This window comes from Variovorax sp. LjRoot130 (assembly GCF_964253755.1).
Lineage (GTDB): Bacteria > Pseudomonadota > Gammaproteobacteria > Burkholderiales > Burkholderiaceae_C > Variovorax.
Genome location: NZ_CAXURM020000002.1, coordinates 996,016 through 1,022,983 on the forward strand (window position 1 = coordinate 996,016; position 26,968 = coordinate 1,022,983).

General features: G+C 65.8%; 24 protein-coding genes and 2 pseudogenes. 12 read left to right on the top strand and 14 right to left on the bottom strand.

Annotated elements, in window-relative coordinates; all coding sequences use genetic code 11:
- Positions 1-17: 17 nt before the first annotated feature.
- The 5 genes from ACSQ86_RS34590 (at position 18) to ACSQ86_RS34610 (ending at position 6,416) form a co-directional block, all read left to right on the top strand.
- On the top strand, positions 18-968 hold the full coding sequence (locus ACSQ86_RS34590) for a Bug family tripartite tricarboxylate transporter substrate binding protein (protein WP_436297328.1): 951 nt from the start codon (positions 18-20) through the stop codon (positions 966-968).
- Positions 965-2,008, top strand: a complete 1,044-nt coding sequence (locus ACSQ86_RS34595) for an ornithine cyclodeaminase family protein (protein WP_436297329.1) — start codon at positions 965-967, stop codon at positions 2,006-2,008. Before ACSQ86_RS34590 ends, ACSQ86_RS34595 begins: the two co-directional genes overlap by 4 nt.
- Before the next feature lie 23 nt (positions 2,009-2,031).
- Positions 2,032-3,507, top strand: a complete 1,476-nt coding sequence (locus tag ACSQ86_RS34600; RefSeq protein WP_436297330.1) for an NAD-dependent succinate-semialdehyde dehydrogenase — start codon at positions 2,032-2,034, stop codon at positions 3,505-3,507.
- Between the two features lie 67 nt (positions 3,508-3,574).
- The gene (locus tag ACSQ86_RS34605; protein ID WP_436297331.1) at positions 3,575-4,477 is read left to right on the top strand and encodes an NADP-dependent oxidoreductase; all 903 of its coding nucleotides are present in this window, start codon (positions 3,575-3,577) and stop codon (positions 4,475-4,477) included.
- Between the two features lie 202 nt (positions 4,478-4,679).
- Complete coding sequence (locus ACSQ86_RS34610) at positions 4,680-6,416, top strand: IS1634 family transposase (protein WP_436310516.1); 1,737 nt, start codon at positions 4,680-4,682, stop codon at positions 6,414-6,416.
- A gap of 132 nt (positions 6,417-6,548) precedes the next feature.
- On the opposite strand, the gene adeC is transcribed toward ACSQ86_RS34610, so the two are convergent.
- From adeC to ACSQ86_RS34625, 3 genes are read right to left on the bottom strand one after another with little or no spacing between them, the layout of a single operon-like run.
- Entirely contained in the window at positions 6,549-8,003 is a 1,455-nt protein-coding gene (gene adeC, locus ACSQ86_RS34615) for an AdeC/AdeK/OprM family multidrug efflux complex outer membrane factor (RefSeq protein ID WP_436310702.1), read from the bottom strand.
- Positions 8,004-8,013: 10 nt separating this feature from the next.
- Entirely contained in the window at positions 8,014-11,163 is a 3,150-nt protein-coding gene (locus ACSQ86_RS34620; RefSeq protein ID WP_436310703.1) for an efflux RND transporter permease subunit, read from the bottom strand.
- A gap of 15 nt (positions 11,164-11,178) precedes the next feature.
- Entirely contained in the window at positions 11,179-12,387 is a 1,209-nt protein-coding gene (locus ACSQ86_RS34625) for an efflux RND transporter periplasmic adaptor subunit (RefSeq protein ID WP_436310704.1), read from the bottom strand.
- A gap of 132 nt (positions 12,388-12,519) precedes the next feature.
- Here ACSQ86_RS34625 and ACSQ86_RS34630 point away from each other — a divergent pair, with 132 nt between their 5' ends.
- The 4 genes from ACSQ86_RS34630 (at position 12,520) to ACSQ86_RS34645 (ending at position 14,090) form a co-directional block, all read left to right on the top strand.
- A complete protein-coding gene (locus ACSQ86_RS34630) occupies positions 12,520-13,140 on the top strand; it encodes a TetR/AcrR family transcriptional regulator (protein WP_436310705.1) in 621 nt (206 codons plus the stop codon).
- A gap of 18 nt (positions 13,141-13,158) precedes the next feature.
- Positions 13,159-13,320, top strand: coding sequence for a hypothetical protein (locus tag ACSQ86_RS34635; protein WP_436310706.1), 162 nt, complete (start codon positions 13,159-13,161; stop codon positions 13,318-13,320).
- A 106-nt stretch (positions 13,321-13,426) separates the two neighbouring features.
- Positions 13,427-13,666 carry a DUF6364 family protein gene (locus ACSQ86_RS34640; protein ID WP_436306707.1) on the top strand — a complete coding sequence of 80 codons (240 nt, stop codon included), beginning with the start codon at positions 13,427-13,429 and terminating at the stop codon, positions 13,664-13,666.
- Complete coding sequence (locus ACSQ86_RS34645; protein ID WP_436310707.1) at positions 13,656-14,090, top strand: TA system VapC family ribonuclease toxin; 435 nt, start codon at positions 13,656-13,658, stop codon at positions 14,088-14,090. The genes ACSQ86_RS34640 and ACSQ86_RS34645 overlap by 11 nt, the downstream gene beginning before the upstream one ends.
- A 99-nt stretch (positions 14,091-14,189) precedes the next feature.
- Here the strand turns inward: ACSQ86_RS34645 and ACSQ86_RS34650 are convergent.
- A pseudogene (locus ACSQ86_RS34650) lies at positions 14,190-14,561 on the bottom strand (tyrosine-type recombinase/integrase); the annotation flags it as partial.
- Between ACSQ86_RS34650 and ACSQ86_RS34655 the strand changes: the two are divergent.
- Positions 14,561-14,833: pseudogene (locus tag ACSQ86_RS34655) on the top strand (IS30 family transposase); the annotation flags it as partial. The pseudogenes ACSQ86_RS34650 and ACSQ86_RS34655 overlap by 1 nt on opposite strands.
- Positions 14,834-15,033: 200 nt before the next feature.
- Here the strand turns inward: ACSQ86_RS34655 and ACSQ86_RS34660 are convergent.
- The 7 genes from ACSQ86_RS34660 to ACSQ86_RS34690 form a co-directional block, all read right to left on the bottom strand.
- Complete coding sequence (locus ACSQ86_RS34660) at positions 15,034-16,257, bottom strand: pectate lyase family protein (protein ID WP_436310708.1); 1,224 nt, start codon at positions 16,255-16,257, stop codon at positions 15,034-15,036.
- A 729-nt stretch (positions 16,258-16,986) separates the two neighbouring features.
- Positions 16,987-17,985 (bottom strand): transketolase family protein, encoded by a 999-nt coding sequence (locus tag ACSQ86_RS34665; protein ID WP_436306704.1) that lies wholly within the window; start codon positions 17,983-17,985, stop codon positions 16,987-16,989.
- Entirely contained in the window at positions 17,985-18,824 is an 840-nt protein-coding gene (locus ACSQ86_RS34670) for a transketolase (RefSeq protein WP_436310709.1), read from the bottom strand. The genes ACSQ86_RS34665 and ACSQ86_RS34670 overlap by 1 nt, the downstream gene beginning before the upstream one ends.
- Positions 18,825-18,862: 38 nt before the next feature.
- Complete coding sequence (locus tag ACSQ86_RS34675) at positions 18,863-20,122, bottom strand: TRAP transporter large permease (protein ID WP_436306702.1); 1,260 nt, start codon at positions 20,120-20,122, stop codon at positions 18,863-18,865.
- 2 nt (positions 20,123-20,124) lie between these two features.
- A complete protein-coding gene (locus ACSQ86_RS34680) occupies positions 20,125-20,637 on the bottom strand; it encodes a TRAP transporter small permease (protein WP_436306701.1) in 513 nt (170 codons plus the stop codon).
- A gap of 109 nt (positions 20,638-20,746) precedes the next feature.
- Complete coding sequence (locus ACSQ86_RS34685) at positions 20,747-21,724, bottom strand: TRAP transporter substrate-binding protein (protein ID WP_436306700.1); 978 nt, start codon at positions 21,722-21,724, stop codon at positions 20,747-20,749.
- A gap of 31 nt (positions 21,725-21,755) precedes the next feature.
- Positions 21,756-22,505 (bottom strand): SDR family NAD(P)-dependent oxidoreductase, encoded by a 750-nt coding sequence (locus ACSQ86_RS34690; RefSeq protein WP_436306699.1) that lies wholly within the window; start codon positions 22,503-22,505, stop codon positions 21,756-21,758.
- Positions 22,506-22,622: 117 nt separating this feature from the next.
- Here ACSQ86_RS34690 and gcvA point away from each other — a divergent pair, with 117 nt between their 5' ends.
- The gene (gcvA, locus tag ACSQ86_RS34695) at positions 22,623-23,525 is read left to right on the top strand and encodes a transcriptional regulator GcvA (protein ID WP_436310710.1); all 903 of its coding nucleotides are present in this window, start codon (positions 22,623-22,625) and stop codon (positions 23,523-23,525) included.
- A gap of 270 nt (positions 23,526-23,795) precedes the next feature.
- On the opposite strand, the gene ACSQ86_RS34700 is transcribed toward gcvA, so the two are convergent.
- From ACSQ86_RS34700 to ACSQ86_RS34710, 3 genes are all read right to left on the bottom strand, one after another.
- Complete coding sequence (locus tag ACSQ86_RS34700; protein ID WP_436310711.1) at positions 23,796-24,044, bottom strand: type II toxin-antitoxin system RelE/ParE family toxin; 249 nt, start codon at positions 24,042-24,044, stop codon at positions 23,796-23,798.
- Between the two features lie 25 nt (positions 24,045-24,069).
- A complete protein-coding gene (locus ACSQ86_RS34705; RefSeq protein ID WP_436306696.1) occupies positions 24,070-24,300 on the bottom strand; it encodes a CopG family ribbon-helix-helix protein in 231 nt (76 codons plus the stop codon).
- Positions 24,301-24,427: 127 nt separating this feature from the next.
- Positions 24,428-25,570: a site-specific integrase gene (locus ACSQ86_RS34710; protein WP_436310712.1), complete on the bottom strand. Its 1,143-nt coding sequence runs from the start codon at positions 25,568-25,570 to the stop codon at positions 24,428-24,430.
- Positions 25,571-25,697: 127 nt separating this feature from the next.
- Between ACSQ86_RS34710 and ACSQ86_RS34715 the strand changes: the two genes are divergently transcribed.
- On the top strand, positions 25,698-26,753 hold the full coding sequence (locus tag ACSQ86_RS34715) for a DNA-binding protein (RefSeq protein ID WP_436310713.1): 1,056 nt from the start codon (positions 25,698-25,700) through the stop codon (positions 26,751-26,753).
- Positions 26,754-26,968: the final 215 nt, after the last annotated feature.

The following is a 26,968-nucleotide window of genomic DNA, read 5'->3' on the forward strand; positions in this document are numbered from 1 at the left end:
GTCACGGAGACAAGACCATGAAATCCCTTGCGCGCCGCGCGCTTCTCGGCGCACTCGGCTGCTTGCTGATTTCATCGGCCAGCGCCGCCGAGGTGCTTCGCGTGATCGTGCCCTATGCGGCGGGTGGGATCACCGACATCGGCGCGCGGGTCATTTGCGAGCAGCTGGGACAGGTATTGGGGCAGCCGGTCTTGGTCGAGAATCGGCCAGGCGGTGGGACGCGTATCGGAACGGCTGCTGCGCTCTCGGCGAAGCCGGACGGCAACACCGTTCTGCTCACGAATATCGCCTACAGCATCCTCCCGCTGGTCGACCCATCGGTGAAGTACGACGCACTCACGGCGGCTGCGCCCCTGGGCATCGCATCGGTGTACCCGGTCGCGGTGGTTGTCAACGCGGCGCTGCCCGTGAAGACTCTGCAGGAGTTCATCCAATACGCCCGCAAGAACCCCGGCAAGCTGACCTACGGCAGCGCCGGCCCAGGCAGTGGCGCGCACCTGGGCGGTGAGCTCTTCAAGTCCTTGACGCGCACCCACCTCGTCCACATTCCCTATCGATCGACGTCCGGCGCGCTGACCGAAGTGGCGGCAGGCCGCATCGACCTCACCTTCGACGCCACTGCCACCCAGCTGGCGAACGCAGGGAAGGTGAGGATTCTTGCGGTGTCTGGCAACCAACGGGATCCCCGCATCCCGGACGTCCCCACGGTCGCCGAGGCGGGCCTGAAAGGACTGGAGACGACCTCCTGGCTCGGCATGTTCGCGCCGCTGGGCACCCCCCAACCCGTCATCGATCGCCTGAACCACGCGCTGAACGTCGCCTTGCAGAACGAGGGGCTGAAAGCGCGCTTCCGCGAACTCGGGATGATCCCTCGTTCCGGGTCTCCGCGCGAGCTGATCGAGCAGGTACGTTACGACACAGACCTCTACCAACGCGTCATCCGCGACGCCAACCTCAAGTTCGAATGAGCACCTCTAACGTGAATCCCTCCGTGAGCGCCGCGGCCGGCGCGCCCCTGTTCGTCTCTTCCGAGACTGCCGCTGCCGTTTTCCAGTGGCTGCCCGCGGTGCGGGCCCTGCAGGAAACCTATGCACGGCCCATGGGACCCCATGCCGTTCCTCGACGCACGATTGCCGCAGGGGTGGCGGAACGCGCTTCGCTGCGCACCATGACGGCGGTGCCGCCGGGATCCCGCTACTACGGCGCCAAGCTGATGGGCATGGCTTTCGGGCAGGAAGGTCGGCAGCTCGAGTACGTCGTGGTGCTGTTCGACGCGACGACGGGCTCGCTCGCTGCGATCCTCGACGGCAACCTGGTGACCGCGTACCGCACGGCGGCAACGTCCGCGGCCGCCCTGGATCATCTGGCGCCGCAAGGAGGTGCCCGCCTTGCCGTCCTGGGGAGCGGTCTGGAAGCACGCATGCACACGCTGGCGATTGCCGCAGTGCGCGAGCTCCACGAGATCCGGGTCTACAGCCCGACGCCCGCGAAGCGGGCTGCGTTCGCCGAGGGCATTGGCGCAGAGTTGGGCGTCCATGTGCGTGCAGTCGATTCGGCTGCCGAAGCAGTGGGTGGCGCCGACATCGTGCTGGCCGCGGCCCGCTCCTACGGGGAAAAGCCCATCCTGCAGGGCGCCTGGTTGGAGCCCCACGCCACCGTCGTGTCCATCGGGTCGACGCTTCCCGACCAGCGGGAGGTCGACAGCAGCGTGGTGGCGCGCGCCGAGCTGATCGTGTGCGACAACGTCGAAGAGGTGCTTGAGGAGTCAGGAGACATGCTGGCCGCCCGGCAGGCGGGCATCGAACCCGATACGAAGTGCGTCAGCCTCAACGAGCTGATGTGCGGCAAGGTGAAGCGAACCAGCGGCGAGGGCGGGGTGGCGATGTACAAGTCGGTCGGTTCCGGCCTGCAGGATGTGGTGGTCGCGGGGATGATTCTCGACCTCGCCCGCTCCGCCGGCCTGGCGACGCCCCTGCCCATCCGGTTCGAACCGAAGCGCATCGGTTGATGCAGCTCGCAAAGCGACACACCATGAACAACCTGCTGAAAGACCCCGAACTGTTGCGCAACGCCGCATTTGTTGGAGGCGAGTGGATCGCTGACACACCGCATGGCAAGTACACCCTGCGCAACCCTGCCACCGACGAGCCGCTCGCGGACCTGCCTCGCTTCAGGCAGGACGAGACGGCACACGCCATCGAAGTTGCGCACCGCGCGTTCCTTGCGTGGCGACGGACAACGGCCAAGCATCGATCCGAGATCCTGCGCCGCTGGTATGACCTGATGATGCTTCACGGCGACGACCTGGCGACCCTGATCACGCTGGAGGAAGGAAAGCCGCTGGCCGAGGCGAAAACCGAGATCCAGTACGCGGCGTCGTTCCTGCAATGGTTCTCCGAGGAAGCAAAGCGCGTCCGCGGGGATGTGATCCCGGCGCCGAAGGACACCCAGCGCATCGTGGTGCTGAAGGAGCCGATCGGGGTCTGCGCTGCCATCACTCCCTGGAATTTTCCCGCGGCGATGATCACGCGCAAGGCGGGCCCGGCGCTGGCCGCCGGCTGCAGCATGGTGGTCAAGCCCGCGAGTCAGACGCCGCTCACCGCCCTGGCGCTAGCCGAACTGGGACGGCGCGCCGGCGTCCCGGCGGGGGTGTTCAATGTCCTCACCGGAAACGACACGCGCGACATCGGGCACCAGCTCACATCGCATCCTCTCGTGCGCAAGATCACCTTCACCGGTTCGACCGAAGTCGGCCGCGTATTGCTGGCGCAAGCGGCCGGAACCATCAAGAAATGCTCGATGGAGCTGGGGGGCAATGCACCCTTCATCATCTTCGATGATGCGGACCTGGACGCTGCCGCGGATGGCGTGGTCGCGGCGAAGTTCCGCAACACCGGCCAGGCGTGCATCAGCGCCAACCGGGTGCTCGTTCAGGCTGGCGTGTACGAGGCGTTCTCCGCCAAGCTGGTCGAGCGTGTTCGGAATTTGCGGGTGGGCAATGGCCTGGAAGCTGACGTGCAGCTCGGTCCTTTGATCGACGATGCCGCTGTCCGGAAGGTGGAGGAACACATTGCAGACGCCATCGAGCAGGGAGCGACGGTGCTGCACGGCGGGCGCCGCCATGCGCTCGGCGGTCGCTTCTTCGAGCCGACGGTCGTTGCTGGCGCTACGTCTAACATGGCCCTGGCGCGGGAAGAAACCTTCGGACCGCTCGCGCCGCTCTTTCGTTTCGAGCAGGACGAGGAAGCGTTCGCAATCGCCAATGCGACTGAATTCGGACTTGCCGCCTATCTGTACAGCCGCGACGCCGCACGCATCTGGCGCGCGTCGGCGGCCATCGAGTCCGGGATGATCGGGATCAACTGCGGCCTGATTTCCAACGAAGTGGCACCCTTCGGAGGGGTGAAGCAGAGTGGACTGGGTCGCGAGGGTTCACACCATGGCATCGAAGAATTCCTGGAACTGAAGTACTTGTGTTGGGACGGTCTCGTACCCGCCTTCAGTTGAAGTGATCCGGCCGGCCGGATACTGAACCCTATCTCACATCAACCACCAACTGCCGAGGTGCCGATCCATGAAAGCTGCCCGTCTTCATTCGTACGGCGACATCGATCAATTCGCAATCGATGACATCCCCATTCCCGAGCCGGCAGCCGGCGAGATTCTGATCAAGATCGAAGCTTCCGCGGTCAACCCTTTCGACCTGATGGTCCGCAAGGGCGACATGGCCCAGTTCATCCCGTTGGAGCTGCCGGCGGTGCTGGGCGGCGACGCTGCCGGTGTCGTGGCGGGCGTTGGGAGTGGCGTGAGCGGGTTCTCAATCGGCGATCGGGTGATCGCCGACTTCGCGCTCAATGGCAGGGGCGCCCATGCGGAGTATGGGGTGGTGCCTGCCACGGCCGTCGCCAAGCTTCCGGTCCATCTCAGCTTCGAGCAAGGCGCTACGTTGCCGAAAGCCGGTCTGACGGGGCGCCAGTCGGTCGATGCGCTTGGTGTGGGCGCGGGTGCCCGTGTGCTGATTGCGGGTGGTCTCGGGGCGGTCGGTCGCGCCGCGATCCAGTATCTGCAGGAAATCGGTGCGAAGCCGGTGGCCGGCGTTCGACCCGATCGGATAGAAGAGGCGCGCCAACTGGCCGGCGAAGCGCTCGACATCACCGCGCCGCCGGCGGGCGCCACCTTCGACTACGCGATCAGCGCTGCGGCCCCGGTGGCGCTCAATCTCATACGGCACGTGCGCGACGGTGGCGAGGTCGCCAGCATCGTTCCGGTGCCCGAGGGGGCCAACACCGGCAACCGCGTGCGCATTCATGAGCTCTACCACCGCGCCGACGCGGGCACGCTGGCGGCGGTGGCCAGCGCCGCTTCGCGCGGCGTGTTGATCATTCCCATCGCCAAGACGTTCCGGCTGGAGCATATCGGTGCGGCCCAGGCGACCGTCGCCGCCGGCAGTCCGGGCAAGGTCGTTCTGAAGCACTGACTTGTGGGCGCCGACCGAAATCTGATCACCCAAAGCGGAGTCTGCCGACTAAACCGAAGTTCCCCACCTCTGTAGTCACTCCAACGGCGACAAGTGCTTGTCGCTGCTGATGAATCCTCCTTCTGGGAGGATTTTTTTGGATGCTACATGTAGTCACTAAATATACTTGACAACTGATGGTGCTTGGGCTAGATTTCTGCCCATGGCAGCCCGCACAGGTACCGCTCACGTCGTCACTACGACGCGCACCTACAAGGACCAGGTCTATCGCACCCATCTGCTGCGCCGCAGCTACCGCGAGGACGGCAAGGTCAAGAACGAGACCCTGGGCAATCTCTCGCACCTGCCCGATGAGCTCATCGAGATCATCCGGCGCTCGCTGCAGGGCGAGACCTTCGTGCCCGTGGCTTCCGCGTTCCAGATCACGCGCTCGCGTCCCCACGGCCATGTGCAGGCGGCAGGCGCCACGATGGCCAGCCTGGAGATGGCCTCGCTGCTCGCCTCCAGGCCCTGCCGCGAGCGCGACCTGGTGCTGGCGATGGTGGCCGCGCGCATCGTCGCCCCGCACACGAAGCTCGCCACCACGCGCTGGTGGCACACCACGACACTGGCCGAGGACTTCGGCGTCGCCGACGCCGACGAGGACGACCTGTATGCGGCGATGGACTGGCTGCTCGAGCGCCAGGATCGCATCCAGAAGAAGCTCGCCTCGCGCCATCTGAGCCCCGGTGGCCTGGTGCTGTACGACCAGTCCTCCAGCTACTTCGAGGGCAGCTGCTGTCCGCTGGCCAAGCTCGGCTACAGCCGCGACGGCAAGAAGGGCCTGCTGCAGGTCAACTACGGCTTGCTCACCGATGCGCGCGGCTGCCCGCTGGCGGTGTCGGTGCACGAGGGCAACGTCGCCGACAGCCAGACCTTGCTGCCCGAGGTCCAGCGGCTGCGCGAAGACTTCGGCGTCGAACAACTCGTGATGGTGGGCGACCGCGGCATGATCTCCAACAAGGCGATCCAGGAGCTGCGCGAGACCGAAGGCGTGGGCTGGATCAGCGCGCTGAAGAGCGTCTCGATCCGCGCGCTGGTCGAGCAGGGCCATCTGCAACTGGGCTTGTTCGACGAGCGCAACCTGCTCGAACTGAGCTCGCCGGACTATCCGGGCGAGCGCCTGGTGGCATGCCGCAATCCGGAACTCGCCAAGCTGCGCACGCACAAGCGCGAGGAGTTACTGGCGGCCACCGAGGCCAACCTCCAGAAGATCAAGGCCCGCGTGGACGCGCTCAAGCTCGCCGGCAAGGATGAGATCGGCTTGCGCGTGGGCAAGGTCATCAACCAGTACAAGATGGCCAAGCACTTCGAGCTGGCCATCGGCGAGAACGCCTTCACCTTCGCGCGCAAGACAGACGCCATCGCCGCCGAGGCGGCGCTGGACGGCCTCTACATCATCCGCACCTCGGTGAGCGCCGCACAGATGGATGCGCCCGACTGCGTGCGCCACTACAAGTCGCTGGCCAACGTCGAGCGCGCGTTCCGCTCGCTCAAGACCATCGACCTGAAGGTGCGTCCGATCCACCATCGCACCGCCGATCGGGTGCGCGCGCACATCTTCCTGTGCATGCTGGCCTACTACGTCGAGTGGCACATGCGCGAGGCCTGGCGCGAGTTGATGTTCGCCGACACCGAGCAGCTCGCCAAGGCCACGCGTGACCCCGTGGCACCGGCTACGCGCTCCAAGGCGGCGCTGGCCAAGGCGGCGCGCCACGCCTTGGACGACGGCACCCCCGTGCACAGCTTCTCCACCCTGATGGCCGAGCTCGCCACCATCGCGCGCAATACCTGCCGAACCCCTCAGGCCGGCCCCGAGGCGCCCACCTTCGAGCTCCTCACCAACGCGCAGCCGCTGCACCTGCGCGCCCTCGCGCTCGTGCAAAACATCAAACCGTAGACAGAAAACTTCCTCGCCAACTCAAGCAAGTGCTTGAGTCACAAGGGAATCTCGTCCGCCGCTTCGGGGAACTTCGGACTAAAAAAAATGACCAGGGTGCCCAAGAGCTGGGCTGCCACGGGCTAGCAATCGTCAGGTCCGGGCGTCGTGGGTCATGTTTGCGACTGGCGTGCCGGTGCTCTCCACCCAGCCGCCACCGAGTGTCTTGTAGAAGGTCACAAGATTGGTCAGGCGCGAAAGGCGCGTGGTGATGAGGTTCTGCTGTGCCGTGTAGAGCGAGCGCTGCGAATCCAGCACGCTCAGGTAGCTGTCGACACCACGCCGGAAGCGCGCGTCCGACAGCCTGTAGCTCTCAGCCGTGGCGTTCACCAGCGACTGTTGCGCCTCGAGCTGGCGGCCGAGCGTGCTGCGTTGTGCCAACGCATCCGAGACCTCGCGGAAGGCTGTCTGGATCGCCTTCTCATACTGCGCCACCGAGATGTCGCGGCTGACGGTGGCGATCTGGAGATTTGCGCGGTTGGCGCCGCCGTCGAAGATCGGCAGCGTGATCTGCGGCGCGAAGCTCCAGCTGCCCGAGCCGCCCTTGAAGAGGCCCGAGAGCTCGCTGCTGGACGTGCCCGCCGATGCCGTGAGGCTGATGCGCGGATAGAAGGCCGCGCGCGCCGCGCCGATGTAGGCATTGGCGGCCTTGAGATCTCGCTCGGCCTGCAGGATGTCGGGCCGGCGCTGCAGCAACTCGGAGGGCAGCCCGGGCGGTATGTTGGCCAGCGGGCTCGCGGCCGCCGCGGCGCCGTCGGGCAGGGCTTGCGGCAGCAGTTCGTCCGGCACTTCGGCGCCCACGAGCAGCGTCAGCGCATTGCGGTCTCGCGCCACCTGGGCGCTGTAGCGCTCGACATCGACGCGGGCGGTGTCGACGCTGGTCTGCGCCTGGCTCAGCGTGAGTGCGGAGGCCGCGCCCAGTTCAAAGCTGCGCTGGTTGAGGCGATAGGAGTCGCTCTGGCTGCGCAAGGTGTCGCGCGCGAGCTTCAGCTGGTCCAGGTCGGCGGCAAGCGTGAGGTAGCTGGTCGCGACTTCCGCCACCAGGCTGATCTGGGTGCTGCGACGCGCCTCGGCGGTGGAGAGGAATTGCTCCTGCGCCTGTGCGCTCAGGCTTCGGACGCGGCCGAAGAGGTCGATCTCGTAGGCGCTGAAGCCGAGCGTGGCGCTGTACTGGTGCGCCGTGAGGGCCTCGCCCGTGGACGACAGGTCGGCCGGCGTGCGGCTGCCGCTGCCGCCGGCGCTGGCACTGACGGTTGGGAAGAGCGCCGCATCCTGCACCCGGTACTGGGCGCGGGCCTTCTCGATGTTCAGCACCGCGACGCGCAGGTCGCGATTGTTGGCGAGGCTCATCTCGATCACGCGCTGCAGCGACGGGTCATTGAAGACATCGCGCCAGCCAAGGTCGGCCACCGGCGTGGTGGCGGCGGCGCCGGCGTCGCCTGCAAATTTGCCGGGGACGGGCGCTGCGGGTTGCTGGTACGCGGGCATCAGGCTGCAGCCGGCCATCAGGGCGGCGAGCGCGAGCGGAGCAAAGCGGAATGGATTCATGGCAGACACCTCAGGAAGCGGCCACGGCCGGTTGTGCATGCGATGCCGGCGCGGCGGACTGCCCCTTGAAGAGGCCGCGCACCAGCACGAAGAAAAGGGGTACGAAGAAAATGGCGAGCACCGTGCCTGATAGCATTCCTCCGATCACCGCGGTGCCCAGCGCATGCTGCGCTCCAGCGCCCGCGCCGCTGCCCAGCACCAGGGGCAGCACGCCCAGGATGAAGGCCAGCGACGTCATCAGGATCGGGCGCAGCCGCAGGCGGGCGGCTTCCAGTGCCGATTCCACCAGGCTACTGCCGCGTTCATGCAGATCTTTGGCGAACTCGACGATCAGGATGGCGTTCTTCGACGCCAGGCCGATGGTCGTGAGCAGGCCGACCTGAAAGTACACGTCGTTCATCTTCCACGTCAGGATCGCGCCGACCAGCGCGCCCAGCACGCCGAGCGGCACCACGAGAATGACGGAGAACGGAATCGCCCAGCTCTCGTACAAGGCCGCGAGGCAGAGGAACACGATCAGGATCGATAGCGCGTAGAGCAGGCCGGTCTGGCCGCTCGATGCCTTCTCCTGGCGCGACAGACCGGTCCATTCGTAGCCGATGCCTGCGGGCAGCTTCGCCACCCCCTGCTCGACGATGGCCAGCGCCTCCCCGCTGGAGGCGCTGCCTGGCATCGCCATGCCCAGGATTTCCACCGAGGGCACGCCGTTATAGCGCTCCAGCCGCGGCGAGCCGGAGCTCCAACTCGCCTTGGCAAAGGAGGTGAAGGGCACCATGGCGCCGGTGCTGTTGCGCACATACCAGCGGTCGATGTCCTCCGGCAGCATGCGGTACTGCGCATCGGCCTGCAGCATCACCTTCTTCACCCGGCCCTTGTCGATGAAGTCGTTGACGTAGCTGCTGCCCCAGGCGGCTGAGAAGGTGTCGTTGATGTCGGCCATCGAAAGGCCCTGCGCCTGGGCCTTGTGCGGATCGATCTCGAGCCTGAACTCGGGCGTGTCCTCCTGGCCGTTGGGCCGCACGGCCACCAGCCGCTTGTCCTTCGACAGTTCGCCGAGCAGCTGGTTGCGCGCCTGCATCAGGGCCTCGTGGCCGAGATTGGCACGGTCCTGCAGCATCAGGTCGAAGCCGGTCGCGTTGCCGAGTTCCGACACGGCCGGCGGTGCAAAGGCAAACACCTTCGCGTCGCGGATCGTCGCGAAGAAGGCGCCGGCCTTCGCGGCCACGCCCGTCACGGCGAGCGTCTCGCCCTTGCGCTCGTCCCAGGGCTTGAGCTTGACGAAGGCGAAGCCGGTGTTCTGCCCGCTGCCCGCGAAGCTGAATCCTGCCACCGCGAACACGCCGGCCACAGCCTCCTTCTGGTCTTCCAGCAGGTGATGCTCGACCTGGCGGATCACTTGATCGGTGCGTGCGCTGGTGGCGCCGGGCGGCAGCTGGACCAGCACGAACATGCTGCCCTGATCCTCATCGGGCAGGAAGCCGACGGGCAGCTTCATGAAGCCGAAGACCACCACGGCCAGCAGCACCGCATAGACGACCATGTAGCGCCATCCCTTGCCCAGCATGTGGCGCACCACACCCTGGTAGCGATGGCTGCCGCGGTCGAAAGTGCGGTTGAACCAGCCGAAGAAGCCGGTGGTCGCCATCGCATGTCCCTTGGCAACGGGCTTGAGCAGCGTCGCGCACAAGGCTGGCGTGAGCACCATCGCCACGAGCACCGACAGCGTCATGGCCGAGACGATGGTGATGGAGAACTGCCGATAGATCACGCCGGTCGAGCCGCTGAAGAAGGCCATCGGCACGAACACGGCGGCCAGCACCAGAGCGACGCCGACCAGCGCGCCGGTGATCTGGCCCATCGACTTGCGTGTCGCCTCCCTGGGCGAGAGGCCTTCTTCCGTCATCACCCGCTCGACGTTCTCGACCACCACGATGGCATCGTCCACCAGCAGGCCGATCGCCAGCACCATGGCGAACATGGTCAGCGTGTTGATGGTGAAGCCGAAGGCCGCGAGCACGCCGAAGGTGCCGAGCAGCACCACCGGCACCGCGATGGTCGGGATCAGCGTGGCGCGGAAGTTCTGCAGGAAGAGATACATCACCAGGAACACCAGCACGACCGCCTCGATCAGCGTCTTGACGACCTCCTCGATCGAGATCCGCACGAAGGGCGTGGTGTCGTAGGGCTTCTGGACCTTCATGCCCTGCGGGAAGAACTTCTCGAGCTCGGCCACGCGGGCGTCGATGCCCTTGACCGTGTCGAGCGCGTTGGCCCCCGTGGCCAGCTTGATCGCCAGGCCAGCGGCCGGCTTGCCGTTGTAGCGCGCGACCGTGTTGTAGGACTCGCTGCCGAGCTCGATGCGGGCGACGTCGCGCAGGCGGACCTGGGCGCCGTTGGTCTGCGTGCGCAGCAGGATGTCCTCGAACTCCTGCGCGGTCTTCAGGCGCGTCTGCGAGGTGATCGTTGCGTTGAGCTGCTGGCTGCCCGCGGCAGGCAGGCCGCCGAGCTGGCCGGCCGAGACCTGCGCGTTCTGCGCCTGGATGGCGGTCTTCACGTCCAGCGGCGTCAGGCTGAAGTTGGCGAGCTTGTTCGGGTCGAGCCACACGCGCATGGCGTATTGGGAGCCGAAGAGGGTGGTGTCGCCCACGCCCTCGACGCGGCTGATCGCCTCCTGCACGTTCGCGGCCACATAGTCCGACAGGTCGGAGCCGTTCATGCTGCCGTCTTCCGAAGTGAAGGCCAGCACGTTCAGGAAGTTGGTGGCCGACTTCGTCACGGTGACGCCCTGCTGCTGCACCTCTTGCGGCAGCAGCGGCGTGGCCAGCGAAAGCTTGTTCTGCACCTGCACCTGCGCGGTGTCGGGGTTGGTGCCGTTCTCGAAGGTGAGCGTGATGGTGACCGAGCCCGACGACTCGCTGGTCGAGGCCATGTAGCTCAGCCGGTCCAGCCCCTTCATCTTCTGCTCGATGACCTGGGTGACGGTGTCCTCCAGCGTCTTGGCGGAAGCGCCCGGGTAGTTGGCGGTGATCGCGACGGCGGGCGGCGCGATGCTCGGGTACTGCGCGATCGGCAGCGTGAAGATGGAGAGAGCTCCTGCCAGCATCACTATGATGGCCAGGACCCAGGCGAAGATGGGGCGGTCGATGAAGAAGCGTGCCATGACAGTCTCTCGCGATCAGTTCGCCGTGTTGCCGGAAGCGGGGAGGGCGGCCTTGGCCGTTTCGGCAACCGGCTTGACGCTCGGGCTCCATTGCACCGTCTTCACCTCGACGCCCGGCGCTGCGCGCTGCTGGCCGTCCACCACGAGCTGGTCGCCCGCCTGCAGGCCGCGGCGCACCAGCCATTGGTCGCCGATGGCGCGTTCCGTCTCGAGCATGCGCCGCTGCAGCTTTTGCTGGGCATCCACGACGAAGGCCGTCGGCTTGCCGGTGCTGTCGCGCGACACGGCCTGCTGTGGCACCAGGAGCGCCTGCTCCTTCACGCCCTCCTGCAGCACGGCGCGCACGTACATGCCGGGCAGCAGGTCGGCGTTCGGGTTGGGGAACACCGCGCGCAGCGTGATGGCGCCGGTCGTCTGGTCCACAGTGACATCCGAGAACTCGAGCTTGCCTTCGAGCGGATAGGCGCTGCCGTCTTCCAGCAGCAGGCGCACCCGGGCCGCATTGGCGCCGCTCTTCTGGAGATCGCCGCGCGCCATGGCCTGCTTGAGCTGGAGCACCGCGGCGCTGGGTTGCGTCACGTCGACGTAGATCGGATCGAGCTGCTGGATGGTGGCCAGTGCGGTCGCCTGGCTGGCCGTGACCAGTGCGCCGGGCGTCACCGTCGATTTGCCGATGCGCCCCGAGATCGGCGCGTCGATGCGCGCGTAGGCGAGGTTGATGCGGCTCGTCTCGACATTGGCCTTCGCCGCGGCGACGTCGGCCTCGCCCTGCTGCAGCGAAGCGGCGGCATCGTCGTAGTCCTGCTGGCTCACCGCCTGGATGGCCACCAGCTCCTTGTAGCGCTCGGCCTTCAGCCGCGTGGTCTTCAGGCTGGCCTGCGCCTTGGCGAGCGCGGCGACATTGCTGTCGTAGGTGGCCTTGTAGGTGGCGGGATCGATCTGGTAGAGCGTCTCGCCGGCCTTCACGTCGCTGCCTTCGCGGAACTTGCGTGTCTTCACGATGCCGCCGACCTGCGGGCGGACGTCGGCGATGAGGAAGGGCGTGGTGCGCCCGGGCAGCTCGGCGGTGATGGCCACGCGCTGCGGCTGCACCGTGACCACGCCGACGACGGGCGTGCCTTCTGCCGGCGGCGGACCGCCGGGCGGCTTGCCGCACGCGGCGAGCAGGCAGGCGGACGCGAGGGCGGCCGCGAAGGTCAGGCCGAAGGTGAGGGGTGGACGCATGGCGAATCTCCTGGATGACGAGGGATGGATTCGTCTTATTAAACGAACCGTACGGTACGGAAATGTAGATTGACTTCCTGCGGATGTCAATCAATAATGAACACATTGGTTCGGATATAAGGAGGCAACGAGATGCGGGTCAAGACGGAAGCCAAGCGCGATGCGATCGTCCAGGCGGCGTCGGAAGTCTTCGGGGAAATGGGATTCGAAGGCGCCTCCATGTCGGAGATCGCCGCGCGGGCGGGGGGTTCGAAGGCGACGCTGTACGGGTACTTCGGCTCCAAGGAAGAGCTCTTCGTCGCGGTCATCCTCGGAGCTGCCGGGACGCACTTCGACCCGATCTTCGCGGCCCTCGGGAAGGACAGCGACGACCTGGAGCGCGTGTTGCAGCGCTATGGCGAAAAGATCATGGCCGTGGTGTCCTCGCAGGAAATCATCGAGGCGATGAGGGCGGTGATCGCGGAGTCCGGGCGAAGCGACATTGGACGGCAATTCTTCGAAGGCGGGCCCAAGAAAGGCCTGCTCGAGCTGGCAGGGTTTTTGGAGCAGCAGATGCAGGAAGGACGCTTGCGCAAAGCCAATCCGCTTGTAGCGGCGCGCCACCTGACTGCGTTGCTGGACTCGGAGGTCACCATGCCGCTCCTGCTCGGCATCGAAGGGCCCCCGTCAAGGAAGGATTTGCGCGAGGCCACCCGCCGCGCGGTGCAGGTTTTCCTTGGCGGCTACGCACTCGGAAGCGACAGGATCTTGTAGCCGGCGGATGCACCATCGATGAAGATCGGCATCACAGGCAAGCTCTTCCTGTTTGTCTGCTCGCCCGGTGCTGCCGTGGTCGTCGTCCAGGGAGCGGCCATCCGGTTCGTGATGGAGCGTGGTTTCCTGGGTCGATCGGCAGAGTCGGTGCAGCTCGATCGATTCGCCGAGTTGATTTAGCACAATCAACCTTGCTCATGGCCCGTTTGGGCAAGTACCTTGGCATCGTCCAGGGGCGGCACTACAATACAGAAATCTGTACCCGCGTCCCCAGACTCGGCAGCCCATGAAGACCACGCTCAACCTCAACGACACATTGCTGACCGAAGCCAAGGCGCTGGCGGTGCAGCAGCGAACGAGTCTGACGCGCCTGATTGAAGAAGGGCTCCAACTGCGCCTGCGCTCACGCCCGCCTCAAAAGAAATTCGTGCGCCTTCCCGTCTACCGAGGCAAGGGCGGCCTGGCCTCAGGGCTCGACGGATTGAGCAACAAGGCAATGTTGGACGCCGCCGACCGTGACGCCTGACGTTAACGTGCTGGTCGCTGCATCGCGTAGCGATCATCCGCACCATACAGTGGCCCGCAGCTGGCTGGAAGAAGCCATAGCCGGCGCAACCCAAGGGAAGCCGCTGAAGCTGCAACCCATGGTGATCGCAAGCTTCCTGCGGCTTGTGACGCATCCGAAGATATTCGTCAACCCGACGCCGATCATCGAAGCCTTGCGCTTCGTGGATGTGCTGTTGGCCGCACCGGGTGTGGAGCAACCCACACTGGGCACCGAGTGGACCGTGCTCGGCAAGCTGTGCGCTGACAAGGCACTTTCTGCCAACGACATACCTGACGCCTGGCTGGCTGCTGCGGTCATCCACCAAGGCGAGCATTTGGCCACGTTCGACGGCGACTTCAAACGGTTGCTATCGAGAGCGCAGTTCACACGACTGGCAGCGTAGCAGCGGTCGCGAAGCTATCTTGCTATGCCGCAAGAAATTGAAAAGCGCACTGATTTACACAAGAAGTACGTTTACCCCGGGTAGGACGCCGGCGACGGCTCACTCCTCATCGAGCATCCTGCCGGCCTTGCTGTTCAGCGAGCTTTCGGCGCGGAAGTACCCCATCACGGTCGCAACGCTGTGATGACCAGTCATGGCCATCGTCTCGGGCAGCGACATGTTCTGCCGGCCGGCTTCCGTCACGAAGCCGGCCCTGAGCGAGTGCGCAGAGAACTTCCCCTCCACCCCCGCCATCGCGCATCGCTCCTTCACGATGTCGCGCACGGCCGCTGGCGCGAGTGGCTCCCCGAGATGCCCGCCCTTGCGAATGCGGCGGAAGAGGGCGCCTTCCTGGATGCCGCTGGCGGCGAGCCACTCCTGCATGGCCTGCGCCGCGCTGCCCACCAGGGGTTTCACATCCTCGGGGCGCTCGAGGCAAAGAAATGGCGGGCCACCAGCAGTTCACACTGGCAACCGACATCAAGGTCTATTTCTGCGACCCTCAGAACCCGTGGCAACGTGGAACGAATGAGAATACGAACGGCCTGCTGAGGCAGTACCCCCCTAAGGGCATCGATGTCTCGACCTACTCACAGGCCAAACTCAATGCGTTGGCGCGGAGGTTGAACGAGCGTCCCAGGAAGACTCTTGACTTCCAAACACCGGCTGAGATGTTCAGCCAGATCGTTGCATCGACCGGTTGAATCCGCAGCCGAATCCGGCGGTTGGCCGATTCTGCCCTGCCCAGCTGGGATCTCAGCTGGGCGTCGCTCGCATGAGGCTTCATCAGCGGGGGGTCGAAAACGAGCGTCAGCGGGAGTCGACGACCCAAGGCAAAGTCCAGAGAAGCGAAAGGCAAGTCCACTGACGTTCCGCACTGGAGGCGCGATTTGCACCAGAGCCGTCAGTTGCAGGTGAGACTGGCGAGCGCCCTGCCCGCGCCAGCCACCGCGGGCAGCTTCTGCTTCACGCAGGCGGGATCCTGCGCCGTGTACACGTAGGGAATGCCAACCGGGAAGGCGCCAGTCGTTATCCAGTCGGTGGCGTCGCGCGACGGCGAGGACCCGCTGGCCACCCACGTGATACCGAAGCCGCTGAAGTCGGCCGGGGTCCTGATGTTGTTGTTGCGCAGCTCCCAGTAGCCGATGGCCGAGCTGTCGCGTGAGGTCACGGGGTTCTGCGAATTCTCGAAGTAGTTGCCTTCGATCAGCGAGAAGCCGCCCATGCGGATGTTGGCGCCCGTCGTGATCACGCCGCTGTACAGGTTGTTGTAGAGGTGGGTGTAGCCGCCGCGCTGCAGCGGTAGGCGCGAGCCGAGGTTCTCGTAGACGTTGTGGTGGAAGGTGATGAAGCGATCGCTGGAATCGCTGTCGCTCGAGCCGATGAGGCCGACTTTGTGGTGATCGTGGATGTAGTTGTAGGAGTAGGTGAGGTGGTGGGCGCCGGCCTTGTTGTCGAGCAGGCCGTCGAACTCCAGGTCGCCCGCGCCCGAGCACTCCTTCAGGCTGCTGAACAGCGTGTTGTGGTCGATCCAGATGTAGCCCGGGAACTTGCCCCCCTGGCCCTCGATGCCGATCGCATCGATCGAACCTGGCAGCAGGCCGATTGTCATGTTGCGGATGACGATGTTCGTGGCGTCCGCCTTGATGGCCAGCCCGAAGTTGGCCGATGAGCCATCGACGCCCTCGATGGTGACGTTGCTCTTGTCCTTGATCTCGACGATGGCGCCAGCGGGCAACTTCCACTGCGTGCAGGCGTCGGTGATGCTGGCGAAGTCGAACGTTCCGTTGTAGCGGATCACGAGCCCGCCGTTGCCGGTGTAGGCGTTAATGGCGGCCTGCATCTGCGCCGCGGTCGAGACCGTCACCGCCGCGACGTTGCCGCCGCCAGTGACCTGGCCGGCGAAGCCGCCGCTATCGCTGGTCGTGGCCGGTGCCGCTGCCGGCGCAGATGCAGATGCAGATGCAGATGCCGGTGCAGGCGTAGATGCAGGCGCCGGTGCCGGTGCCGGTGCCTGGGCCACCGATGGCGAGCCCGACTCGCCGCCGCCGCATGCCACCAGCAAGAGCGATGTCAACAGAGCACCCGCAGCGCGCGAACGGTGCAGTTTCAGGTTTGTTTGCTTCATTTTTCTCAGGAGGTTGTTTTCGTGCTGATGCCCCGGCATGAACGACGAATTGTCCGAACCGTGAGCAACACCGATACGCACGCTGCGTGCCGGAGTTGCGATTCGATCTCGTCTCCCCGATGTGAGCGCACTTTGTCGGAAGTGATCGAGATTCACGCGCACAAGGCAGTCAGCTCGACATCAGGATGACAATATTCGTTCTCGTTGTGACAGTTGTTGGACCCTGAGGGGCGGCGCGAGCGATCTGATCGAACGCACGGGGCTCTCTTTTTCGTGCCGAGCGCGGTTGCGGCCTCGCTGAGTGCGCCGAGCCTGCGAGGCCGCGCCCTGGCGGTGCGACCGGCGGTGGCAGCGTCGCAGTCGCGCTCGGCGTGCCGCTTGGCGCGTGGACTGCGAGCTGGGGCGGCTGGCGCGTGGACCAGCTGCTGGTGACCGTGCTCGCGGCGCTCGGTGCGCTCGGTCTCGCCCGTCCTGCTGGCCGCGCTCTGGGCTTTTGCCGGCTGGGGTTTCGGCCCGGCGCAGTCGATGCGGCTGATCCGCTTGGCGTCCGCGCAGGCGCCGATGACGCTCTCGTTCAATGCCTCGGCCACCTACCTCGGCATCGCTTCCGGCTCCGAGCTTGGCGGCCTGGCGATCGATGCGATCGGCATCGGCGCGTTGCGCTGGGTGGGGCCGGCTTGCCAACTCGCGGGCTTCTTGCTGCTGATGTGCGCAGCCCGCGTTCCGTCGCTACATCCAGCCCCGGATGCGATCGACCATGGCCGCCGCCGAGATGCCATAGCGGTCGTGCAGGGTGGGCAGGGCGCCGGCATCCAGGAACGCGTCGGGCAAGGCGACCTGCCGGAACGTCGGCGCGACGCCGGAGCGAAGCAGCAGGCTCGCCAGCGCCTCGCCGAGGCCGCCGATGACCGAATGGTTCTCCGCGGCGACCACCACGCGATCGAGCCGCCGGACCTCGGACAGGATCGTCGCCTCGTCCAGGGGCTTGATCGTGGGCACATGGAGCACCGCCACATCCACGTTGTCGGCACGCAGCTGCTCGGCAACTTCAAGCGCACGCATCGTCATGAACCCGCTGGCGATGACCAGCACATCCTTGCCGTCGCGCAGCAGCTTGGCCTTGCCGAGCTCGAACCTGTAGTCGTATTCGTCGAGAACGAGCGGCACGTTGCCGCGCAGCAGGCGCATGTACACCGGCCCGGGATGGGCCGCGATCTGCGGCACGGCCTGCTCGATGTCCAGCGCATCGCAGGGGTCGATGATGGTCAGGCCCGGAATGCCTCGCATCATCGCCAAGTCCTCCGTCGCCTGGTGACTGGGCCCATAGCCGGTGGTGAGGCCCGGCAGCGCGCAGCACATCTTGACGTTGAGGTTCTCCTCGGCAATCACCTGGTGCACGAAGTCATACGCGCGGCGCGTGCCGAACACGGCATAGGTCGTCGCAAAGGGAACGAAGCCTTCCTTGGCCAGGCCGCCGGCGGCCCCCATCAGCAACTGCTCGGCCATGCCCATCTGGAAGAAGCGTTCCGGATACGCCTGCGCAAACAGGTGCAGGTCGGTGTACTTGGCGAGGTCTGCCGTCATGCCAACGATCTCCGGGCGCTCGCGCGCCAGCTCCACCAAGGCCTTGCCGAAGGGGGCCGCCTTGACGCGCTGGCCCTCGCCGGCGATGGAGGCGATCATGGCCGAGGTGGTGAGGCGCGGCTTCTTGTCGGTCGTGGTGTTCATCACAGGGCTCCTTCGCGTTGCGTCTGGTCCAGGTGGTCGATCGCCTGCTGCCATTCCGGCGGATCGACGCGAATGAAATGATTCTTCTCGCGCTGCTCGAGGAAGGGCACACCCTTGCCCATCAGCGTGTCGACGAGGATGACGCGCGGCCTGGCGTCGGCCAGCGTGCGCGCGGTGTCGAAGGCGGCGACCACCGCGGGCAGGTCGTTGCCGTCGACCCGCTGCACATGCCAGCCGAAGGCGGCCCACTTGTCGGCCAGCGGCTCGAAGCCCAGCACCTTGCCCGAGGGGCCGTCGGCCTGCTGGTTGTTGATGTCGACCAGGCAGATGAGGTTCGACAGCTGGTGGTGCGCAGCCGCCATCGCCCCTTCCCAGGTCGAGCCTTCGTCCAGCTCCCCGTCCGACATCGAGTTGTAGACGAAGGCGGGGTTGCGCTTCTGGCGCAGGCCGAGCGCCATTCCGACCGCGATCGGCAGCCCTTGGCCGAGCGATCCGCCGGACATCTCCATGCCAGGCGTGTAGGTCGCCATGCCCGACATGGGAAGGCGACTGTCGTCGCTGCCATAGGTCTCGAGTTCGTCCTCGGGGATGATCCCCGCGTCGATCAACGCCGCGTAGAAGGCGATGGCGTAGTGGCCGTGCGAGAGCAGGAAGCGGTCGCGCGATTCCCATTGCGGGTCTTCCGGGCGGTACTTCATGGCGTGGCCATAGGCCACGGCCAGCACGTCGGCATAGCCCAGGGCCTGGCCGATATAGCCTTGCCCCTGCACTTCACCCATCCGCAGCGCATAGCGCCGAATGCGGTAGGCACGCTCGGAAAGAGTCGATGGATCAGACATGAATGGTCCTTTGAGATGAGAGTGGAGCGAGAGCGGGTTCAGCGAATCGTGAGCCAGGGCAGATAGGCGAAGCCGAGCAGCAGGGCGATCGCGACGGCATAGAAGGGGATCAGCTCCTTCACCACGTCGCCGATGCGCACTTTCGCGATGGTGCTGGTGATGAACAGCGTGGTCCCGATGGGCGGGTGGTAGAGGCCGATCGACAGGTTGACGATCATCATGATTCCCAGCTGCACCGTGTCCATGCCGACTGCGGCGGCCAGCGGAACGAACATCGGCGTGAGCAGCAGCACGGCCGCGGGCAGGTCGATGAACATGCCGGTGGCCAGCATGATCAGGTTCATCGCCAGGATGATCAGCCAGGGCGACTGCAGCGTCTCCTTCGCAAAGCGGGTGAACTCGGCCGGCAGCTGCTCGTAGGTCACGATCCAGCCCACGACGCTCGAGGCCATGATGATCAGCAGCACCACGCCGGTGGAGATTCCCGCTTCGATCGCAGCGGTCTTGATCTTGGCCAGCGTAAGATCCCGATAGACCAGGCCCGAGACGACCAGGGCGTACAGCGTGGACATCACGCTCACCTCCGTCGGCGTCGCGATGCCGAAGCGCAGGAAAACGATGATCAGGACCGGCATTGCCAGCGCGGGCGCCGCGTGGGCGAGCAGGCGCCAGAACGCCGGCCACTGGAAGGGCGTCGTGTCGCGCGGGAAGTTGCGGCGGCGGCCCTGCACGTAGCACACCGCCATGAAGCCCGCGCACATCAGCAGCCCGGGCAGGATGCCCGCTACGAACAGCGCCCCGATCGATGCACCCGAGACCAGCGCATAGACGATCATCGGGATGGACGGCGGAATGAGGATGTCGATGGTCGCTGCCGCAGCCAGCGTGCCGGCCGCGAAGGGTGCCGGATAGCCCAGCTTCTTGAGCCAGGGGATCAGCATCGAGCCGATCGCCGAGGCGTCGGCGACGGCCGAGCCCGAGACGCCGCCGAAGATGGTCGACGACAACACGCCGACCTGGGCCGGGCCGCCGTGGACGCGCCCGATCATCATCGACAGCAGGCTGACCAGGCTCTGGCCGAGCCGGCCGCTGACCATCAGCGCGCCCGTCATCATGAAGAAGGGAATGGCGATCAGCGGAAAGCTCTGGGTCTGGGCGATCATCTGCTCGACCGCCAGGTGCACGGGCACCTTGTCGATGATGAGAAGCCCGCCGACGGAGGCAAGGACCAGCGCGTGCGCGATCGGAATCGACAGCAACGCAGTGACGATGAAGAGTCCAATGATGAGTGCGGTCATGGCTATGCTCCATGAGCAAGGGCTTCGGCGTCAGGCTCCTGGGCGCCGGCGCTGCTCCACAGTGCGGGCACCTTGCACAAGGTCACCACGCTCAGCAGCGCAAAGCCCAGCATCAGCGCCCCGACGCTGACCGAGCCGGGAACCTGCAGCATGGGGCTGCGTTCGTCGGCAGCGATCTCCATCAGGGGCCAGGCCGCCACCGCCAGCGATCCATAGAGCGCTGCGACGGTCAGGGACCCGCCAGCCAGAACCCACCGGCGCGTCGCGCGCAGCTTCTGCGTGAACATGACGACCGCGATGTGCGAGCCGTGCTGGGCCGCCAGCACGACGCCAGCCATGATCATCCACGGGAACATCAGCTCGGGCAGCTCGGAGGCCGAGGCGAGGCTGGTGCCCGCGACGTAGCGCAGGCCCACGTTGATGCTCAGAATCAGGAACACGACGGTCAGCGTGACATAGAGCACACCGCGACACGCTGCGCCGATGCACCGGTCAATTGAATGAAGGAAGGACATATCAAAACCCTCGGAAAAGGACGCGCGCCAGGGCGACATCACGGACTCGGGACGACAGACGCCACCGCAGGGCGTGGAAGCGCTGCGTGACAGCCTGCCTGGGGGTGCGCTACTGCGCTTGTTGGACGACCCGCTTGACGAAATCGCCGGCCGGGCCTGCGGTCCATTTGGTATAGACGGACTTCGTCGCTTCAACGAAGGCCTTGCGGTCGACGGTGTCGATCTGCACGCCCTTGGTCTTCAGTTCGGTGGTGAGCTTCTCGTCGGCTTCCTTGGAGAGCTTTCGCTGCATCTGCGTCGCTTCGGCAGCCGCTTCCATGAAGACCTTCTGGTCGGCGGTACTCAGCCGCTCCCATGAGCGCTTGCTCATCACGAAGGGGTTGGCTTCGTACTTGTGGCCGGTCAGCGAGAGGTACTTCTGCACCTCATAGAGCTTGGCCGAGGCGATGTTGGTCAGCGGGTTCTCCTGTCCGTCGACCACGCCCTGCTGGAGCGCCACGTACAACTCCGAGAACTTGATCTGCTGTGCGTCCGCGCCGAGCGCCTGCATGATGTCCATGGTCATCGTGTCGGGCGGGGTGCGGATCTTCAGGCCCTTGATGTCTGCCGGTGTCTTGATCGGCCGCTTGTTGTTGGTGACGTGGCGGATGCCGTTGTCCCAGTAGCCCAGCACGACCATGCCCTTGGCGGCAGTGCGCTTGGCCAGTTCCTCGCCGATCGGCCCGTCGAGCAGTTGCCAGGCCTTCTGAATATCGGTGAACAGGAAAGGCAGACCCAGTGCCGCGTACTCGGGGACCACGTTGGCCATCGCGCCCTGGCTGTTGGCGGAGATGTCCAGCGTGCCCGAGCGCAGCGCAGTGATCATCGCGGCGTCGTCGCCGAGCTGGGCGGAGTGCGCCACCTGGATGTCGATGCGTCCGTTGGTCTTGGCCTTGACGGTCTCGGCGAACTTCACGGCCGCTTCGTGCCGCGGATTGCCCGGCGCCGCGCCGTGGCCGAGAGTCAGCTTGACGGGCGCCTGTGCGAAGGCAAGGCTTCCGGTGGTGATCAGTGCGCCGACGAGGACGGCGATGTTCCTGCGCTTCATGGTTTGTCTCCGGTTGTCGTGATGGGATGGATCAGTGAATCAGCATGCCGCCGTTCACGTCCAGCGTGATGCCGGTGCAGTAGCTCGACAGCTCGCTCGCGAGGAACAGGCAGGCGCCCGCGACGTCGGCGGCCACGCCGATGCGGCCCAGCGGGATCTCGCCGGCGATTTGCGCCTTGCGCTCCTCGCTCAGCTTGCCCTTGCTGATGTCGGTGCCGATCAGCCCGGGGGTGATCGAGTTGACGCGGATGCCATCGGCGCCGAGCTCGCGCGCCATCGCGCGCGCCAGGCCGAGCACGCCGGCCTTGGCGGCCGAGTAGTGCGGGCCGCCGAGGATGCCGCCGCCGCGCTGCGCCGAGACCGAGGAGATGCAGATGATCGAGCCGCTGCGCTGGCGCTGCATGGCGGGGATCACCGCCTGCGAGCACAGCAGCGTGCCGCGCAGGCTGACGTCGAGCACGGCGTCGTAGTCGGCGGCGCTGATGTCCACCGTCTTGCGCGGCTGGGTGATGCCGGCGTTGTTGACGAGGATGTCGATGCGCCCGAAGCGCTCAAGCACGCGCGCAATGGCGGCGTCGACGTCGGACTTGACGACCACGTTGGCGACCAGGCCCAGATGGTCGTCGCCCAGGGCGGCGGCGGCCTGCGCCGGCGCTGCACCCTCCAGGTCGGTGATGACGACGCGGGCGCCTTGCGACGCCAGCAGGCGCGCGGTGGCGAATCCCAGGCCGTTGAGGCCGGCGCCTCCGGTGATGAGGGCGACACGATCGGTGAGCAGCACTGTTTGTCTCCTTGATGCGGGTGAGTGGAATGGGGGTAACTATGAACATCCGCACGCATGAAGACAAACGACACTTCTTCAGCGATGAGTGAATTGCCGTCATACAGGGTTAACCCGATGAGGTCGTCCTTTCCCCCTTTGAGCTGCCTGCTTGCGTTCGAGGCCGCGGCGCGTCGCTTGAGCTTCAGTGCGGCCGCCGTTGAGCTGCACCTCACGCCCTCGGCCGTGAGCCACCAGATCGCCAAGCTCGAGCAGCTGCTGGACGTGCGGCTCTTCGAGCGCTCGGTGCGCAGCATCACGCTGACGGACACGGGCCGCGAATACATGGCGCGCGTCTCGGTCGCGCTGGATGCGATCAGCGCCGCGACGGACAACGTGCGCAAGGGAGTGCGCAATGCGCTGTACGTGCATGCCGCGCCAAGCTTCGCGAGCCTGTGGCTGATGCCCAGGCTCGCGGACTTCGCGCAAGCCCATCCGGGGATCGCGCTATCGCTGTCGGCGTCCGTGACGCATTCGGATTTCTCGAGCGGGCAGGTCGACATCGACATCCGCTATGGCATTCCGAACTGGCCGCATCTCCATGTGGAGCCGGTGTTCGAGGAAAGCATCCAGCCGATGGCGAGCCCCGATTTCATCGAGCGGCACCAACTCCGAACGCCCGAGGATTTGCTGCATGTCCCGCTCATCCAGTCGATGGTCAACGTCGTGCAGTGGGGAGACTGGTTCCGCAGCCGCAAGATCGAGTTTCCGGCGGGGCAGTTCGCCTACCGCTTCGACCGGACGTCGATGGCGCTGGACGCCGCGGTGCAGGGTCTCGGCGTGGCCCTGGACAGTTCGTCGATCGCCGCCGGCCATCTTCATCAGGGCCGCCTGGCGAAGGTCTTCGATCCGCGCTGGTGTGTGAAGGTGCAGGCCCATTTCCTGGTGTGTCCGCCTCGTCACCTGCAGCGCAACGAAGTGGCCAGCTTCGTGGAGTGGATGCAGGAGAATGCGTCGGATCCGGAGGCGGGGAGGGCTTAGCGATTCAGGAATGACGTGCACGAGAAGTGAGCGCGAAGGTCTCCGGCAAACGCGGCTGCAGGCGTTGAAGCCGCCGAGCGGGTTTACCGAGGCAGGCCGCCGGCAGCAGCCGTCAACTGTTCGAGGAAATCGAGCATCGCGCGTCGCGGCGCTGTTGCGGCGGCGCTGCAAATAGGCCGCGTAGACCTGGCACATGAACGACGAGTGGCCGATAAGGTCGGCCAGGTGCGGCACGACATCGACGCGTTCGTCGCGCACGCGCAGTCAACCTTACCAGCGCTGCGGCAGGCGACGAGATGTGTGAAACACCCGCAGGATCTCGACCACGTCTCCACGCACGTGGTAGGGGACGATGTAACGCGTCTTTGGCACGATCAATTCGCGAGTTCCAGCCACGCGCCCAGGACGGCCAAGGCCAGGTTGATGAGCAAGCAGAGCCACAGATTCGAGAATGCGCTCGACGACCAGCCGCGCGGCAGCCAAATCGTCGGTGGCGATGTATGCGGCTTCTTCGTCCAAGTTGTGCAACGCCTTGCGCAGCCACCTAACCCGCATTCACCTTCCATTTCCTTGCGAGCGCCGCGACCTCCTTGTCGCTGGCGAAATCGCCGGCGTCAGCTTCCTTCAACGCCTCCTGGACTTCGCCGATCTGCCACTCGTTGTTTTCAACATAGGCACGGATTGCTTCGGCGGCCAAGAACGATTTGCTGCGCTGCGTCGCTTCGGCCAGATGGTCGAGGCGATCCTTGACTTCGTCGTCGAGGCGAACGGTCATGGTAGTAGACATGGCCCGAGGTAATGTTCGAATGTACACATACTACTACAGCATCTGCATGCACGCGTCTGCGACCTCGGTCGGCTCGTCGCACAATCGCCGTCCCTCCCGAATTTGCTCGATGCAGCTAGTCCTCGTCGAGCATCCGGCTGACTTTGCTCCCGAGCGCACTCTCTGCCCTGAAGTAGCCCATCACGGTCGCGACGCTGTGGTGCCCCGTCATGGCCATCGTCTCGGGCAGCGACATGTTCTGTCGGCCGGCCTCCGTCACGAACCCGGCCCTCAGCGAGTGCGCGCTAAAACTTCCTTCCACCCCCGCCATCGCGCACCGCTCCTTCACGATGTCGCGCACGGCCGCTGGCGCGAGTGGCTCCCCGAGATGCCCGCCCTTGCGGATGCGGCGAAAGAGGGCGCCTTCCGTGATCCCTTTGTCCGTCAGCACGGCGAGCCAGTCCTGCATGGCCTGCGCCGCGCTGCCCACCAGAGGCTTCACGTCCTCCGGGCGCTCGGCGCCTGCCTGGTTGGTCTTGGAATGCGCGAGCGTGTAGAGGTAGGAGCGAGCATCGACACGCTGAAGGTTCTCGAGCGTGGCCGAGGCGACCTCGGAGCGCCGTCGTCCGCCGCTCGCCCATGCGAACAGGAGGAGGGCGCGATCGCGTTTTCCGCGCAGGGTGTCGTCGCAGGTGGCCAGCACCGCCTGCAGCGGATCCTTGGTGAGCGCGCGCTGCTTGCGCGGGCGAGCGCCGCGCTTGGCATAGGCGCGCCTCGTCTGGGCCAGCAGCTCGCGCACCAGCGGATCGGCGCAAGGGTTCGGCGCCTGGGCCAGCTGGTGCGCCTTGGACAGCACCGCGATGCGGTGCACCAGCGTATTGAGCGCGGGCGCGCCGAGCCGCGTCTTGTAGCCGTTGGCCACGAGCGCCTGGTCGACGTCGGGCGGCAGCTCGCTGACCAAGCCCGTTTTGAGTCCCGTCAACAGGCCGGCCCCGCGGTCGGGGTCTTGCGCATCCGCCTTGCGCGCGGCGTGGTCGACGATGAACTGGATGGCGACCGGCACTGGAACCGGCATGCGCAGCGCCTGGCCATAGCGCGCGGCGTACCAGGCGCACCAGTAGCGCATCGCCGAGGCGTAGGAGGCCCGCGTGTTGGCCGATTCGCCTTCGCGCAGCAGCGCGCGCGCCGCGTCCTCGGTCGTCTGCGCGAGGCGCGCCGGATCCAGCGCCAGGCGGTGCTCGGGCAGGTTGGCCAGCGGGTGCGTTTCGGCTGTTTTCATGGCGTTGATCTTACATACGACGTATGATTTGCTACATCATACATCAATAAGTCCCGATAACATTCTCTTATCGATGGTAAATATTTGAAGGGGCAGGGCGGCTGTTTACGGAAAGTACGAGGGTCAAATGGCTGAAATTCGACAAACAATCTCCCGCGGAATCCAGGAAGACGACGTCTGGGGCGCGGCCGACCTGCTGCTTCATGAAGGCCTGCGGCCCACGATCGAGCGCGTGCGGCAGAAGATCGGGCGCGGCTCGCCCAACACCGTGAGCCCGATGCTCGAGCGCTGGTTCGCGTCGCTCGGCGAACGGCTGGTGGCGTCGACGCCAGGCGCAGCTTCGGGGCGTCCGGCCGGCAACGACCCCGACGGCATGCCGATGAGCGTGCGCAACGCCACACGGCTGCTGTGGGAGACGGCGCGCCGTGAAGCCGAGGAGGTTCAGCGCGTCGGTCTGGAATCGGTGCGCTCGGAGCTCCAAGAACGTGGGAACGCACTGGTCGAGGCTCAGGCAGCGCTCGCGCAGCGCGAGGATGCCTTCGCCCAGGCGCGGGTGAGCCTGGATGCGGCGCTGGCCTCCTCTCAGCAGGCGCGTGAAGCCCTGGAACGGCAACTCAAGGAGCACGCGATCGAGGCGCACCGGGTGCGCATCGGCCTGGACGACGACATCAAGCGGCTGACCGCCCTGCTCTCTCAGGCGAGCGAATCCCAGGAACGGATGCGTCGGGAGCACGCCGAGGCGATGGCCGCGCGCGATCAGGACCTGCGCCAGGCCGAAGAGCGGCACGCTGTACAGGAGCGGCGGATGCTGGCGGAGGTGGATCGGGCCAGGCAAGCGGCCAAGGCGCTGGAATCCGAGTTGGCCAGGGAGCAGCAGCGGCGAGCCAAAGGCGAGGAAGAGGCGGCCAAGCGGCTGGAGGGAGAGCTCGAGAAGCTGCACCAGTTCCGGGAAGCGGCGCGGCAAGCCGAGGCTGGACTGCGCGAGCAGCTGGCCGTCCAAGGCATCGAACTGGCGCAGACGCGGACCCAGGCAGAAGCGCTCGCGGCGAGCGTTGAAGCGCTCCAGGGCCGGATCGACGATGAAAAAGCCTCGCACGAGCAAACGCGGCGGATGTTGGCCGAGGCTTTGGTCAGAAAGTCAGCGAAGGGCGACACCTCTGCACGTCGACGGCGGAAGCCTTGAGCCCGGGTGGCATACGACAACACGCGGCCAGCGTAGCCGCGCGCAGGCTAACCCCAGCGGCTGCGGCTGCCCTTACGGGCAAAGTAGCGGACCGGGAGCGAGCCGCGCCGACCATTGCGGACCTGACGGCCGCCGATGCTCAAAAGCCATTTCCAGAAGGACATATGAACTCCAATTGAGCGTGTCAGCCACCTCCGCGATTGCTGAAATACGAA

Coding starts and splice junctions, on each gene's coding strand:
- ACSQ86_RS34620 (WP_436310703.1), bottom strand. CDS start 11,163: ATGGCACGCTTCTTCATCGACCGCCCCATCTTCGCCTGGGTCCTGGCC.
- ACSQ86_RS34625 (WP_436310704.1), bottom strand. CDS start 12,387: ATGCGTCCACCCCTCACCTTCGGCCTGACCTTCGCGGCCGCCCTCGCG.
- ACSQ86_RS34670 (WP_436310709.1), bottom strand. CDS start 18,824: ATGTCTGATCCATCGACTCTTTCCGAGCGTGCCTACCGCATTCGGCGC.
- ACSQ86_RS34710 (WP_436310712.1), bottom strand. CDS start 25,570: ATGAAAACAGCCGAAACGCACCCGCTGGCCAACCTGCCCGAGCACCGC.
- ACSQ86_RS34600 (WP_436297330.1), top strand. CDS start 2,032: ATGAACAACCTGCTGAAAGACCCCGAACTGTTGCGCAACGCCGCATTT.
- ACSQ86_RS34610 (WP_436310516.1), top strand. CDS start 4,680: ATGGCAGCCCGCACAGGTACCGCTCACGTCGTCACTACGACGCGCACC.
- ACSQ86_RS34705 (WP_436306696.1), bottom strand. CDS start 24,300: ATGACCGTTCGCCTCGACGACGAAGTCAAGGATCGCCTCGACCATCTG.
- ACSQ86_RS34665 (WP_436306704.1), bottom strand. CDS start 17,985: ATGAACACCACGACCGACAAGAAGCCGCGCCTCACCACCTCGGCCATG.
- gcvA (WP_436310710.1), top strand. CDS start 22,623: ATGAGGTCGTCCTTTCCCCCTTTGAGCTGCCTGCTTGCGTTCGAGGCC.
- ACSQ86_RS34590 (WP_436297328.1), top strand. CDS start 18: ATGAAATCCCTTGCGCGCCGCGCGCTTCTCGGCGCACTCGGCTGCTTG.
- adeC (WP_436310702.1), bottom strand. CDS start 8,003: ATGAATCCATTCCGCTTTGCTCCGCTCGCGCTCGCCGCCCTGATGGCC.
- ACSQ86_RS34630 (WP_436310705.1), top strand. CDS start 12,520: ATGCGGGTCAAGACGGAAGCCAAGCGCGATGCGATCGTCCAGGCGGCG.
- ACSQ86_RS34640 (WP_436306707.1), top strand. CDS start 13,427: ATGAAGACCACGCTCAACCTCAACGACACATTGCTGACCGAAGCCAAG.
- ACSQ86_RS34595 (WP_436297329.1), top strand. CDS start 965: ATGAGCACCTCTAACGTGAATCCCTCCGTGAGCGCCGCGGCCGGCGCG.
- ACSQ86_RS34715 (WP_436310713.1), top strand. CDS start 25,698: ATGGCTGAAATTCGACAAACAATCTCCCGCGGAATCCAGGAAGACGAC.
- ACSQ86_RS34660 (WP_436310708.1), bottom strand. CDS start 16,257: ATGAAGCAAACAAACCTGAAACTGCACCGTTCGCGCGCTGCGGGTGCT.
- ACSQ86_RS34675 (WP_436306702.1), bottom strand. CDS start 20,122: ATGACCGCACTCATCATTGGACTCTTCATCGTCACTGCGTTGCTGTCG.
- ACSQ86_RS34680 (WP_436306701.1), bottom strand. CDS start 20,637: ATGTCCTTCCTTCATTCAATTGACCGGTGCATCGGCGCAGCGTGTCGC.
- ACSQ86_RS34635 (WP_436310706.1), top strand. CDS start 13,159: ATGAAGATCGGCATCACAGGCAAGCTCTTCCTGTTTGTCTGCTCGCCC.
- ACSQ86_RS34605 (WP_436297331.1), top strand. CDS start 3,575: ATGAAAGCTGCCCGTCTTCATTCGTACGGCGACATCGATCAATTCGCA.
- ACSQ86_RS34685 (WP_436306700.1), bottom strand. CDS start 21,724: ATGAAGCGCAGGAACATCGCCGTCCTCGTCGGCGCACTGATCACCACC.